This window comes from Oceanicella sp., from assembly GCF_056449545.1.
In genome coordinates, this window is sequence record NZ_JBWOMN010000015.1 from 56,476 (window position 1) to 68,921 (window position 12,446).

A 12,446-nucleotide genomic window follows, 5' to 3' on the forward strand; every position below is an offset into this window, starting at 1 on the left:
TGCGGACGGGCGCCGGGCGCCGATTGCGGCTAGAGCGCGCGCCCGTTGCGCCGCAGCGGCCCGGCGATCCGCTCCACCCGGATCACGTAGAGCGTGCACAGCACCGCCCCGATCGCCGTCGCCAGCATCATCAGCAGCAGCGGGTAGGGTCCGGTCTCGGGCCCCAGCAGCGCGCCGGTGGTCGCCGACAGCCCGGCGCCGCCGCCGATCATCAGCGCCCCCCCCAGCCCCGAGGCGCTGCCCGCAAGATGCGGGCGCACCGACAGGAACCCGGCCATGGCGTTGGGGATGGTCAGCCCGTTGCCCACGCCGACGAACATCACCGGCCCGAACAGCGCCAGCGGATGCACGACTCCGACGGCGAACAGCAGGTTGGACGCGATCATCGCCGCGCCGGTGAGCAGCGCCCCCGCGAACATCATCCGGTTGATGCCGATGCGCCCGGAAAACCGGCCCGAAATGAAATTCCCCATCATGTAGCCAGTGGCGATGAAGCTGAAATAGAAGCCAAGCTCGGCCGGGGCCATGCCCAGCACGCTGCTCGCCACGAAGGGCGCGCCGCCGAGAAAGGCGAAAAACGACCCCGAGGAGAACGCGCAGACCAGCGCGTAGCCCCAGAAGCGGCGGGAGCGGAACAGTTCGGGATAGGCGCGCAGCTGTTCGGCGATGCTGGCGGAGGCGTGGGCGTTGGTCTCGCCCAGATCGGCCCAGGCCAGCGCCAGCACCGCCACGCCGAACAGCGCCATGCCGATGAAATTGGCGCGCCAGTCGAACAGCTGTTCCAGCAGGCCGCCGAGCATGGGCGACAGCATGGGCACCACCGCCATGCCCATGGTCAGGTAACCGATCATGCTTGCCGCCCGACCGTCGGAATAGCGGTCGCGCACGATGGCGCGCGACAGCACCATCCCCGAGGCCACCGCCGCCTGCAGGGCGCGAAACGCCAGGAAGGTCTCGATGTCCGGGGCCAGCACGCAGCCGGCGCTGGCGGCGACGAACAGCGCCATGCTCCACAGCAGCACCGGGCGGCGGCCGTATCGGTCCGACAGCGGCCCGATGAACAATTGCAGCAGCCCGGTGACCGCCAGATAGCCGGAGACCGAGAGCTGCACCACCGCGTATTCGGTCTCGAACCACGCGGCCATGCCGGGCAGCGAGGGCAGGAACATGTTCATCGACAGCGCCGAAAGCCCGGCGACCAGCACCAGCGTCGCCATGTGCGGCGGCGAGCGTCGGTCGAGAAATCGGCGCGCCGACGCGGGCTCGGGCGCTGAGTCGGGAGAATCTTTCATCCTCAGCGTCTAGACCCGCAGCGCGCCCGCGTCCATGGCAAGGCGGCCAATCGCCCTTGGCCATCGCGGCGTCGCCAGTGCTAGCCTGCGCGCCGGACGCCTAGCCCCGGAGCCGAGCCATGACCCAGCCCCCCGAAGCCGCAGCGCAAGATTTCGACTACGTCATCGTCGGCGCCGGCACGGCGGGCTGCCTGCTCGCCAACCGCCTGAGCGCCGACCCCGGCAACCGGGTGCTGTTGCTGGAGGCCGGGCGGCGCGACGACTATCACTGGATCCACATCCCCGTGGGGTATCTCTACTGCATCGGCAATCCGCGCACCGACTGGATGTATCGCACCGCCCCCGAGGCCGGGCTGAACGGGCGCGATTTGCTGTATCCGCGCGGCAAGGGGCTGGGCGGCTGTTCGTCGATCAACGGCATGATCTACATGCGCGGACAGGCGCGCGATTACGATGGCTGGGCCGAGGCGACCGGCGATCCGGGCTGGACCTGGGCCAGCAGCCTGCCGGATTTCAAGCGCCACGAAAGCCATTTCCGGCTGGACGACGGCGCCGACCCGCGATCGGGCAACGCCCGGTTTTCGGATTTCCATGGCGGGGACGGCGAGGTCCGCGTCGAAAAGCAGCGCCTGAGCTGGCAGATCCTCGAGGCCTTCGAGGCGGCGATGGTCGAAACCGGGGTGGCGCGCTGCGACGATTTCAACGCCGGCGACAATGCCGGGGTCGGATATTTCGACGTCACCCAGCGCAACGGCTGGCGCTGGAACGCCGCGAAGGCGTTTCTGCGCCCGGCGCGGCGCCGGGCCAACCTGACGATCTGGACCGGGGCGCAGGCGGAAAGGCTCTGCATCGCGCCCGGTCCGGATGGCGCGCTGCGCTGCGACGGGGTGGAGGTGGCGCGCGGCGGCCGGCGCCTGCGCGTGGGCGCGACGCGCGAGGTGGTGCTGAGCGCCGGGGCCGTCGCCTCGCCGCTTCTGCTGCAGCTTTCGGGCGTCGGGCCGGGGGATCTGCTGCAGCGCAACGGCGTTGCGGTGGCGCTGGACCTGCCCGGCGTCGGGGCCAATCTGCAGGACCACCTGCAGATCCGCGCGGTCTACAAGGTGACGGGCGCCAGAACCCTGAACCGGATCGCGGCGACGCTGTGGGGCAAGGCGGCGATCGGGCTGGAATACGCGCTGTTTCGCAGCGGGCCCATGAGCATGTCGCCCTCCCAGCTTGGCGCCTTCACGCGGTCCGATCCGGGCCGCCCGCACGCCAATCTGGAATATCACGTGCAGCCGCTCAGTCTGGACGCCTTCGGCGAGCCGCTGCATGATTTTCCGGCCATCACCGTGAGCGTCTGCAACCTCAACCCCACGAGCCGCGGCGTGGTGGAGATCACCGGCCCGGATTTCGACGCGCCCCCGCGCATTGCGCCGAACTACCTGTCCACCGACGAGGACCGGCGCATCGCGGCGCAGAGCCTGCGCCAGATCCGCGAGATCATGGCGCAGCCGGCGCTGGCGCCCCATGCGCCCGAAGAATGGAAACCCGGGATCGAACACCAGAGCGACGCGGCGCTGACGCGGGTCGCCGGGGACATCGCCTCGACGATATTTCATCCTGCGGGCACGACCCGGATGGGGCGCGCGGACGACCCGGGCGCGGTGCTCGATCCGCGCCTGCGGCTGCGCGGCGTCGCCGGGCTGCGGGTGGCGGATGCGGGCGTGATGCCCGATATCACCAGCGGCAACACCAACGCGCCGGTGATGCTGATCGCGGAGAAGGCGGCGGGGTTCATTCTGGCGGACCGGGATGGCGGAAACTGACACTGCCGCGCCCGAAACGGCCCGCGCCACGGCCCGACTGAGCCGCCGGGGACGGCTCCCGCCCGTCGGCCGCCCCTGCGGGGCGGCCTCCCGTTGGGCCCGGCCCTCTCGGCTGCGCCGCATCGGGGCGCCTGCGGCGGGCTTTTCACGCCGGGTGCGGGGGTCAGATCTCCGCCCAGCCCTCGGCGGTTTTCAGGCGGTGGCGGATCGGGTTGGCGCGGCCAAGGGTCTGTTCGATGAAGCAGCCCTTGCGGGCGGTCGCCACCAGGTTTTCGATTTTTTCGCGCGGCTCCGGGCTGTCGATGTCCACGTCGATCGCAAAGCTTTTCGGGGCGGTTTCGTAGGTTTCGCCGGTGGCCTGCCAGTCCCATTCGACGCGCACATGCACGTTGAGATCGTCGAGCCGCACCCCGAGACGTTTGGCGAAGGCGCGAATCTGGGTCATCACGCAACCGGTGAGCCCGGCGGTGAACAGCGCCAGCGGCGGCGGGGCGGTGGCGTCGCCGCCGTGAAAGGCGCCCTCGTCGGTGGCCAGCGCGAAGCTTTCGCGCCAGGGCTGGACCATGGTCACGTCGAGTTCGTTGCGCATTTTGCCGACCGCCTTGCCGGCGCAGTCGAAGCGCACGACGGCGCGCCGGGGGCCGGGATCCTCGGTCATCGCCTCAATCCTCGAAGATGGCGACGGCGCGCACGAAACCCGCCGAGGCCCGCTTGATCTTGAACGGAAAGCAGGAGATTTCGAACCCCGTCGCGGGCAACTGATCCAGATTGGCGAGCTTTTCCATGTGGCAGTAGCCGATCTCCATGGAGGCGCGGTGACCCTCCCAGATGATCGCCGGGTCGTGGGTCTCGGCCCATTTCCGCGCGGTGTGCACGAAGGGCGCATCCCAGGACCAGGCGTCGGTGCCGGTGACCCGCACGCCGCGCTCCAGCAGGTGCAGCGTCGCCTCGCGCCCCATGCCGCAGCCCGAGGCCACGTAGTCGGGGCGCCCGTATTTCGCCCCGGCGGCGGTGTTGACCACGACGATGTCGAGCGGCTGCAGGTCATGGCCGATGCGGGCGAGTTCGGCCTCGACCTCCGCCGCGCTGACCAGATGCCCGTCGGGCAGATGCCGGAAATCCAGTTTCACGCCCGGATTCAGACACCAGTCCAGCGGCACTTCGTCGATGGTGATGGCGCGCTCGCCATGGTTCATGGTGGAGTGGTGGTGATAGGGCGCGTCCAGGTGGGTGCCGTTATGGGTGGAGACGTTGAGTTTCTCCACCGCCCAGCCCTCGCCGCCGGGCAGGTCCTCGGGTTTCAGGCCGGGAAAGAACATGGCGATCTGCGCCGCGGTCTGGGCGTGGCCGAAATATTCGATCTCGGGCAGCGCCATGGGCGGATCCGAGGCGATGTCGCTTTCCAGCGCGTTGGAGATGTCGACGAAACGGCGGGTCATGGCGGCTCCTTCCAGTGATCAGCGGCCCGGCTGGGCGTCTTTCGGGGTCATCGGCCCAGCAGGCCGACGGCGAGGGACGGGAAAACCAGGATCAGCGCCAACGCGGCCAGCATGATCAGCGCGAACGGCGCGGCGCCCTGAAAAATCTGGCCCAGCGTGATGGAGTCATCCTCCAGCGTCGACTTGATCACATAGACCGAGATGCCGAAAGGCGGGGTCAGCAGGCCGATTTCCACCGCGATCACCGTGACGATGCCGAACCAGATCAGGTCCACCCCCATGCCCCGCGCCACCGGCAGCATCAGCGGCACCAGAATCAGCATGATCGACGAGGAATCCAGGATCATCCCCAGCAGCACCACCACGAGGATGTAGCTCAGCATCATCCCCCAAAGCCCCAGATCGGCGTCGCTGACCAGCTGTCCGAACCCCGCCGGGACCCCCGAAAACGCCAGCATCCGCGCATACATCTGCGCGGCGATGATCAGGAAGCAGATCGAGGCGGTGACCAGCCCGGTTTCCTTCAGCGCCCGCCCGAAGCCGCGCAGGCTGAGCGTGCGCTTCAGGAACCCGATCAGCAGCGCGCCGATTGCGCCCACGGCCCCGGCCTCGACCGGGGTGAACAGCCCGCCATAGATGCCCCCGAGCACAAGCAGGATCAGCGCCGCGATCGGGCCGCCTTTCGCCAGCATCCGCCGCGGGCCGAGGCGGCGCGCGGCCTGCCGGTCGGGGCGCCCGGCGAATCCCGGCCAGAAGGCGGTCATGGCCCAGACGCCGATCGCGAACATCAGCGCCAGCAGCAGCCCCGGCACGATGCCGGCGATGAACAGGTCGCCGACGCTTTGTTCGGTGAGGATGCCGTAGAGGATCAGCAACAGGCTCGGCGGGATCAGCATGCCCAGCACGCTCGACCCCGCGACCACGCCCACGGCGAAGCGGGGCGCGTAGCCGTGGCGGATCATTTCGGGCACGGCCACCCTTGTGAACACCGCCGCCGAGGCGATGGAGATGCCGGTGATCGCCGCGAAGATGGCGTTGGCGCCCACGGCGCCGATGCCGAGCCCCCCGGTGAGCCGCCCGAACAGCGAATTGGCGACCTCGAAGGCGTCGCGCCCGACCCCGGCCTCGAAAACCACGAACCCCATGAGCACGAACAGCGGCACCACGCCGAAATAATAGGACGCGATGGAATCGCTCGCCGCCAGCGCCAGCAGCTTGCCGGCCAGCAGCGCGTTGCCCTTGATCGCCCAGACGCCGAGAAAACTGCACAGCATCAGCGCGATGGGCACGTAGAGCCCCGAGAACACCAGCGCCGCCATGCCGCCGAGCGACAGCAAGCCGATGTCAAAGGCGCTCATGACGCGCGGCCCGGCGGGCGGCGCAGCCGGGCCGCCGCGCGCAGGATCCGGGCGGCGAACTGGGCGATCAGCAGGGCGCAGCCGATCAGCAGGATCAGCTTCACGGGCCAGACCGGCGCGGTGAAATCGCCGATGGCCCCGACGAAGCTGTCGCGCCGCCAGGATTTGAAGAACAGCGGCAGGCTGGCGGTGAGGATCAGCCCGATGACGCCGAGCGCGATCAGATCGAACAGCATCTCCAGCGCCGCCGCCGCGCGCGGGGTTCTGGCGCGCAACAGCCCGAGCAGGATCTCGGCGCGGGTCAGGCGGCCCGATCGCATGGCCTGCGGGATCTGCAGGAACACGATGGCGACGATGGACAGGGTCACCAGCTCCGGCACCCCGGAGATCGGCGCGCCGAACGCCGTGCGCCCGATCACGTCGGCGCCGATCAGCAGCATCAGCGCAAGAATCAGCAGCGACCCCAGCAAGTTGAGCAGCGCCGTCACCCCGTCGAGCGCGCAAGTCAGCGCCCCCGCGACGCCCGGCGCGCGTTTCAGCGCGCCGGGCGGCTGTTTTTCGCCGTGCGGAAAGTCGAGCGGGTCGAGCATGGTCTCAGGCCCCGGATCCACACGAAACCGTCACTCCTTGTCCCAGTCGCGCAGCGGCGTGGCGCCGGCCTTGCGCATCTCGTCCATGTAGAGCGACAGCACCTCGCTGCCATTCTGCCCGGCGGCGTCCAGTTTCGCCGCCCAGACTTTCGCCGCGTTGTCCATGCCCATGGCCCAGGCCCTGCGCATCTCGGGGCTGGCGTCGGTGATCGTGGCGCCTTTCTCGGCCATCACCTTGAAGGCGAGATCGACGAAGGCGGCGAGATCCTCGTGATAGGCCTTGCGATAGGCGTCGGCGCCGACGACCAGCGCGTCGCGGACCACCTTGGGCAGGCCTTCCCACCAATCCTTGTTGGCGGCGATCGACCCGGAATACTGCGCGCCGAGCCCGACGCGGGTGATGTAGGGCGCGACCTCGTAGAGCTTGCCGGGCAGCGCGGCGGAGGCGAAGACGATGACGCCGTCGTAAACCCCGGTCTTCATCTCGTTGTAATAGGTGGTGAGGTTGCCCGAGACCCCGACCGCCCCCGTCCCCGACAGCCAGTTGATCGCCGGCCCCGGCGCGGCGATCTTGCGCCCCTTCAGGTCGGCGAGCGAACTGACCGGGAAATTGGTCATCAGCAGGTAGTCGTCGATGCCGATCGGCCCGCCCACATAGACCAGGTTGTATTCGTCATAGATGGCGATCATGCGCGGGTCGGTGCGCTGCAGCCGGTCCATCAGCGTGTTCACCGCGATCGGGTCGTCGGACACGAAGGGGGTGTAATAGGTGACGTTCTGCACCGTCAGCTTGGCGGGATCGAACAGCGACGACACCGTGCCCAGTTCGGCAAGGCCCTCCTCGACGGTTTCCAGCTCCTCGCCGACCCTGGCGATGGCGCCGCCGTATTGTTCGGAAAACCGCATCGTGTAGCCCGTGCCCGCGAGCGTCTCGTTCACCGTGGGGATGAACGCCTTGGGGAACATCTTCACCCAGCGGAACACCGGCGGGTGGCCGGCGACGATGGTGGCCTGGATCTCCTCGGCCAGCGCCGGGGCGGCGAGCGCCAGCGCCAATGCGGGCGCGAGCAGGGTTTTCAGGGCGGTCTTCGGCGTCATGGCATGTCCTCTCCCGTTGGTGCGGGGCGCGCGGCCCCCTTGGTCCGGTTCTCCGGCCTTGCGTCGCGGCCTCCCGATCCGCCATTGGCGGCGTCAGGCCTGCTCCTCGCGCCCGCCGGCAAGCCCGGCGACGCCCGCGGCGGCGAAGCGGGTGATGGCGGCGAGCGTGGCGTCGATGTCTTCCTCCGCCGGCGGGCGGTCCGCGTCGTCGCCCATCAGGCGTTCGGCGCGCCCGGTGCGGCCCATGGCCGAGACCAGCACCCCGATGGCCAGCAGATAGCCGCGCGCGGCGGCGGCCTGGCTCAGGCGCGGCTCCGCCCGGCGGATCGCGGCGATGAAGCGCCCGGCGATGCGGTCGTAGAGCCGCGCCACCAGCGCCTGATCCCGGGGGCCGCCATTGGCCATGTTGGCGAGAATGCGCGCATAGGCGCGCCCGCCGCTTTCCGAGGCCAGCGCCGGGCGGAACAGCGCGTCGAAGATCTCCGGCAGCGACGGATCGCCCAGCGCATCCAGCGCCGCGTCGCGCGCGGCGTTGATGGCGTCGGCGCGGCGATGCACGACGGCTTCGTAAAGCTTTCCCTTGGCCCCGAAATGATAGTGCAGCAGCCCTTGCGCCACGCCCGCGCGCGCCGCGATGTTGCGCATCGAGGCCCCGGCGAAGCCCGAATCGGCGAATTCCCGCTCGCCGGCGTCAAGGATGCGGTCCTTGGCCTGGCGTTCCCTGGCCTGGCCTTCGGGGGGCCGCGATATCGGCGCCGGGTTTTGCGCAGCCTGGGTCATGGGGCCATGATAACGCCCTGACTGGTCGATCAGTCAATAGCTGATCCGCGCAGGTCAGTTCATGGTTTCTTTCACCCTGAAGTTCAGGCGCAGCTTGGCGCCCCAAAGGCTTCAGAGGCGCAATGCCTGCCGGGCGAAAGGATTTTCAACCGACTCGCATACGGCGCCGACAACCGAACGCGCCGGGGATGCGCAAGCTTCGGGGGCGACGCGCGAAATCGAAGTCGCCGGGCCACGCGGGGCGGCCGGCGCGCCCGGACAGCGCAGGACCCGGGCGAAGCGAATCAACGAGGCCGATTCATTCCGCCCGGTCCTCGCGCCGCCCCAGCAGGGCGCCCAGCAGTTCCGGCTCGTCGATCAGCCCCACCGCCTCGCCGTCGCGCTCCACCACCATGGTCGCGGGGTTTCCGGCCCGCAGCGCCATGACCTCGCGCACCCGCATGCGGGCCGGGACCATGGCCGGCGCGGCTCCGTCCCGGGCCTGACCCGGGACCGCCGCGCCGTTCAGCGGGCGCATCACGTCCTCGGCGCGCAGCACGCCCATGGGGTTCATGTGGGCGACGAAATCCTCGACATAGTCGTTGGCCGGCGCGCGCACGATGTCCTGCGGCGCGCCGCATTGCACGATGCGCCCGCCCTCCATGATGGCGATGCGATCGCCAAGCTTGAAGGCCTCGTCCAGATCGTGGCTGACGAAAATGATGGTGCGCCTGAGGTTCTTCTGCAGGTCCAGCAATTCATCCTGAAGCCGCGTGCGGATCAACGGGTCCAGCGCCGAGAACGGTTCGTCCATCAGCAGGATCGGCGCCTCGGTGGCGAAGGCGCGGGCCAGGCCGACGCGCTGCTGCATGCCGCCCGACAGCTCGCTCACCCTGCGCTCGGCCCAGTCGGTGAGCCCGACCATTTCGAGCTGCGCGCGGGTTCTGGCCTCGCGCTCCGCCTTCGGCATGCCGGCGAGTTCAAGCCCGAGGCCGACATTGTCCGCCACGTTGCGCCAGGGCAGCAGGCCGAATTGCTGGAACACCATGGCGATGCGGCTGAGCCGCATCCGCCGCAAGGTCTTTGAATCGGCGGCGGTGATGTCGGTCATGGCGCGGTCGCCGCCGACCTGCGCGTCGCCGCTCATGGCGTCGCTCACCAGCACCCGCCCGCGCACCACCGGGTTCAGCCCGTTGACCGCGCGCAGCAGCGTCGACTTGCCCGACCCCGACAGGCCCATGAGCACGAGGATCTCGCCCTCCTCGACCTCCAGCGAACAGTCATGCACGCCGAGCACCTGCGAGGTGGCGGCCTGGATCTCCGCCCGCGACTGGCCCGCATCCATCAGCGGCAATGCGGCGGCGGGGTCGGCGCCGAACACGATGTTGACCGCGTCGAAAATCACCGCCTTGGGCCGGATCGAGGTCATTGCCCGTCTCCTTCGCCGTTGTCGAGCCGCAGCATCCGGTCGAGCATGATCGCCACCACCACGATGATGAAGCCGGATTCAAAGCCCAGCGCGGTGTTGACCTGGTTGAGCGCCCGCACCACCGGCACGCCCAGCCCGTCGGCGCCCACCAGCGCCGCGATCACCACCATGGACAGCGACAGCATGATGGTCTGGTTCAGCCCGGCCATGATCTGGGGCAGCGCGTAGGGCAGTTCGACCTTCCAGAGCTTCTGCGATCCGGTGGCGCCGAAGGCCTCGGCGGCCTCGAGCAACGGCTTGGGGGTCGACGAGACGCCCAGATGGGTCAGCCGGATCGGCGCCGGCAGCACGAAAATCACCGTGGCGATCAGCCCCGGGGTCATGCCGATGCCGAAGAACACGATGGCCGGGATCAGATAGACGAAAGTCGGCAGGGTCTGCATCAGGTCGAGCACCGGGCGCATCCAGGCGTAAAGCTTGGGGCGGTGCGCCACGGCGATGCCGATGGGCACCCCCACCGCCATGCAGACCACGCAGGCCGACAGCACCAGGGTGAGGCTTTCGGTGGTTTCCTCCCAATAGCCCTGATTGAGGATGAACAGGAAGCCGAACAGCACCAGCAGGCAGGTTTTCCACGACCGCTGCAGCGCCCAGGTCAGCGCCACGAACACCGCGATGACGATCAGCGGGTGCGGCGTCTGAAAGATCCACAGCAGGGTGTCGATCAGGGAGTCCAGCATCAGCGCCAGCCCGTCGAAGAACCACTCGCCGTTGTCCTGCAGCCAGTCGAAGACGTCGCGCGCGATCTTGCCCACGGGAATTTTGTTATCGGTCAGCCAGTCCATCGGCGGTTTCTCCGTTTCCAGCAGGGCGGATCCCGATCCGCCAGTGGCGGCGGTCGCGGATCGGGGTCCGCCCTGCGGGGGTCAGCGCGGGTTCAGAGGCCCAGCGCCCCCTTGACCGCGGCCATGGCGTCGCCGCCGTCCAGCGTCGTCACCCCGGCCAGCCAGCCGTCGAGCACGCCCGGATTGGCCTTCAGCCATGCGGCGGCGGCGTCGTTGGCCTCCTCGCCGTCATTGAGGATCGCGCTCATGATCTCGTTCTCCATGGCCAGCGAGAAGGTCATGTTGTCAAGCAGCTTGCCCACGTTCGGGCAGTCCTCGACGAAACCGGCGCGGGTGTTGGTGTAGACCGTGGCGCCGCCCAGATTGGGGCCGAACCAGTCATCGCCGCCGGTGAGGTAGGTCATGTCGAAATTGGCGTTCATCGGGTGGGGCTCCCACCCCAGGAACACGATCGGCTTGCCGCGCTTGGACAGCCGCTTCACCTGCGCCAGCATCCCCTGTTCGGAGCTTTCGGCGACCTCGAAGCCCTTCAGCCCGAAGGCGTCCTGCTCGATCATGTCCATGATCAGCCGGTTGCCGTCATTGCCCGGCTCGATGCCGTAGATCTTGCTTTTCAGCGCGTCCGCATGGCCGGCGATGTCGGCGAAATCCCTGATCCCGAGATCCGCCGCGACCTTGTTGACCGCCAGCGTGTATTTCGCGCCCTCCAGATTGGCGCGCAGGGTCACGACCGAGCCGTCGTCGCGATAGGGGGCGATGTCGCCCTCCATGGTCGGCATCCAGTTGCCGAGGAAAACGTCGATGTCGCCGGCCTTCATCGAAGCGTAGGTGACCGGCACCGACAGCACCTTGACGTTCACGTCATAGCCGAGCGCGCTCAGCACGTTGTGGGCGGCCGCGGTGGTGGCGGTGATGTCGGTCCAGCCCACGTCGGCGAAGGTCACGGCCTTGCATTCGGCGACGGCCTGCCCGGCCATGGCCGCGGCGGCGATGAGACCGATTGCGGAGATTTTGAGGGGTTTCAACGGATTGGTCCTCCTGTCTGCGGGTTTCGTGGGGCCGTTTGGCGTTTTTTCTTGATTGACGGATCAATTAAAAACAATAATCCTGCCGGAAATCAAGCGTTCAGTTGCACCCGAAACGAGGCCGGCCATGCCCAAAGTCGGAATGGAGCCCATCCGCCGCGCCGCGCTGATCGACGCCACCATCGCCGAAGTGGGCGCGCAGGGCTCGCTCGACGTGACGGTCAGCCGGATCGCCGGGCGGGCCGGGGTCTCGGCGGCGCTGGCGCATCACTATTTCGGCGGCAAGGAACAGATCTTTCTGGCCGCCATGCGCCATATCCTCACCCGCTTCGGCCAGCGCGTGCGCGAGGAAACCGCGCCCCGCCCGGGCCGGCCCGCGACGCCGCTGACCCGGCTGCACGGCATCGTGCGCGCCAGCTTCGGCCAGGACCAGTTCGAGGATTCGGTGATCTCGTCCTGGCTCGCCTTCTACGCGCTGGCGCAGAATTCCCCGGGCGGGGCGCGGCTGCTCAACGTCTACACCCGGCGCCTGCGCTCCAACCTGCTGAGCAATCTGCGCCCGCTGGCCGGGGAGGCGCGCGCCAGAACCATCGCCGAGGGCATCGCGGCGCTGATCGACGGGCTCTACATCCGCCACGCGCTCAACGCCGGGGCGCGGGACCGCCGCGCGGCGCAGGCGCTGGTCATGGACTACCTGACGCTCAGCCTGACGCCGGAGGCGCGGAGGTGAGCGGCGCGCCCCCGGATCGCTGCAAGAAAGACCGCATGGACCTGAACCAGCTGGAGGACTTCCGGCGATCCCC

12 protein-coding genes are annotated in these 12,446 nt (G+C 68.8%); 2 read left to right on the forward strand and 10 right to left on the reverse strand.

From position 1 onward, the window contains the following. Positions 1-29: 29 nt before the first annotated feature. On the reverse strand, positions 30-1,292 hold the full coding sequence (locus AC1HC7_RS01910; protein WP_479498595.1) for a multidrug effflux MFS transporter: 1,263 nt from the start codon (positions 1,290-1,292) through the stop codon (positions 30-32). Positions 1,293-1,411: 119 nt separating this feature from the next. Between AC1HC7_RS01910 and AC1HC7_RS01915 the strand changes: the two genes are divergently transcribed. Further along, a complete protein-coding gene (locus AC1HC7_RS01915) occupies positions 1,412-3,100 on the forward strand; it encodes a GMC family oxidoreductase (protein ID WP_479496967.1) in 1,689 nt (562 codons plus the stop codon). 163 nt (positions 3,101-3,263) lie between these two features. Here AC1HC7_RS01915 and AC1HC7_RS01920 read toward each other — a convergent pair whose 3' ends face one another. From AC1HC7_RS01920 to AC1HC7_RS01960, 9 genes are all read right to left on the reverse strand, one after another. Beyond that, positions 3,264-3,758 carry an OsmC-related (seleno)protein gene (locus tag AC1HC7_RS01920; RefSeq protein ID WP_479496968.1) on the reverse strand — a complete coding sequence of 165 codons (495 nt, stop codon included), beginning with the start codon at positions 3,756-3,758 and terminating at the stop codon, positions 3,264-3,266. A 4-nt stretch (positions 3,759-3,762) separates the two neighbouring features. After that, the gene (locus AC1HC7_RS01925) at positions 3,763-4,539 is read right to left on the reverse strand and encodes a cyclase family protein (RefSeq protein ID WP_479496969.1); all 777 of its coding nucleotides are present in this window, start codon (positions 4,537-4,539) and stop codon (positions 3,763-3,765) included. 47 nt (positions 4,540-4,586) lie between these two features. Beyond that, on the reverse strand, positions 4,587-5,897 hold the full coding sequence (locus tag AC1HC7_RS01930; protein ID WP_479496970.1) for a TRAP transporter large permease: 1,311 nt from the start codon (positions 5,895-5,897) through the stop codon (positions 4,587-4,589). Beyond that, positions 5,894-6,508: a TRAP transporter small permease subunit gene (locus AC1HC7_RS01935; RefSeq protein ID WP_479496971.1), complete on the reverse strand. Its 615-nt coding sequence runs from the start codon at positions 6,506-6,508 to the stop codon at positions 5,894-5,896. Before AC1HC7_RS01935 ends, AC1HC7_RS01930 begins: the two co-directional genes overlap by 4 nt. A gap of 9 nt (positions 6,509-6,517) precedes the next feature. Further along, positions 6,518-7,585: a C4-dicarboxylate TRAP transporter substrate-binding protein gene (locus tag AC1HC7_RS01940; protein WP_479496972.1), complete on the reverse strand. Its 1,068-nt coding sequence runs from the start codon at positions 7,583-7,585 to the stop codon at positions 6,518-6,520. Positions 7,586-7,678: 93 nt separating this feature from the next. Then, positions 7,679-8,365, reverse strand: a complete 687-nt coding sequence (locus tag AC1HC7_RS01945; protein WP_479496973.1) for a TetR/AcrR family transcriptional regulator — start codon at positions 8,363-8,365, stop codon at positions 7,679-7,681. A gap of 298 nt (positions 8,366-8,663) precedes the next feature. Continuing rightward, on the reverse strand, positions 8,664-9,773 hold the full coding sequence (choV, locus tag AC1HC7_RS01950) for a choline ABC transporter ATP-binding protein (RefSeq protein ID WP_479496974.1): 1,110 nt from the start codon (positions 9,771-9,773) through the stop codon (positions 8,664-8,666). After that, the gene (gene choW / locus AC1HC7_RS01955) at positions 9,770-10,618 is read right to left on the reverse strand and encodes a choline ABC transporter permease subunit (protein ID WP_479496975.1); all 849 of its coding nucleotides are present in this window, start codon (positions 10,616-10,618) and stop codon (positions 9,770-9,772) included. The genes choV and choW overlap by 4 nt, the downstream gene beginning before the upstream one ends. Positions 10,619-10,710: 92 nt before the next feature. Next, entirely contained in the window at positions 10,711-11,595 is an 885-nt protein-coding gene (locus AC1HC7_RS01960) for a choline ABC transporter substrate-binding protein (protein WP_479497067.1), read from the reverse strand. A gap of 175 nt (positions 11,596-11,770) precedes the next feature. On the opposite strand from AC1HC7_RS01960, the gene betI reads away from it, so the two are divergent. Then, positions 11,771-12,373, forward strand: coding sequence for a transcriptional regulator BetI (gene betI / locus AC1HC7_RS01965; RefSeq protein WP_479496976.1), 603 nt, complete (start codon positions 11,771-11,773; stop codon positions 12,371-12,373). Positions 12,374-12,446: the final 73 nt, after the last annotated feature.

Coding starts and splice junctions, on each gene's coding strand:
- AC1HC7_RS01915 (WP_479496967.1), top strand. CDS start 1,412: ATGACCCAGCCCCCCGAAGCCGCAGCGCAAGATTTCGACTACGTCATC.
- choV (WP_479496974.1), bottom strand. CDS start 9,773: ATGACCTCGATCCGGCCCAAGGCGGTGATTTTCGACGCGGTCAACATC.
- AC1HC7_RS01925 (WP_479496969.1), bottom strand. CDS start 4,539: ATGACCCGCCGTTTCGTCGACATCTCCAACGCGCTGGAAAGCGACATC.
- AC1HC7_RS01910 (WP_479498595.1), bottom strand. CDS start 1,292: ATGAAAGATTCTCCCGACTCAGCGCCCGAGCCCGCGTCGGCGCGCCGA.
- AC1HC7_RS01945 (WP_479496973.1), bottom strand. CDS start 8,365: ATGACCCAGGCTGCGCAAAACCCGGCGCCGATATCGCGGCCCCCCGAA.
- AC1HC7_RS01920 (WP_479496968.1), bottom strand. CDS start 3,758: ATGACCGAGGATCCCGGCCCCCGGCGCGCCGTCGTGCGCTTCGACTGC.
- AC1HC7_RS01930 (WP_479496970.1), bottom strand. CDS start 5,897: ATGAGCGCCTTTGACATCGGCTTGCTGTCGCTCGGCGGCATGGCGGCG.
- AC1HC7_RS01940 (WP_479496972.1), bottom strand. CDS start 7,585: ATGACGCCGAAGACCGCCCTGAAAACCCTGCTCGCGCCCGCATTGGCG.
- choW (WP_479496975.1), bottom strand. CDS start 10,618: ATGGACTGGCTGACCGATAACAAAATTCCCGTGGGCAAGATCGCGCGC.
- betI (WP_479496976.1), top strand. CDS start 11,771: ATGCCCAAAGTCGGAATGGAGCCCATCCGCCGCGCCGCGCTGATCGAC.
- AC1HC7_RS01960 (WP_479497067.1), bottom strand. CDS start 11,595: ATGGCCGGGCAGGCCGTCGCCGAATGCAAGGCCGTGACCTTCGCCGAC.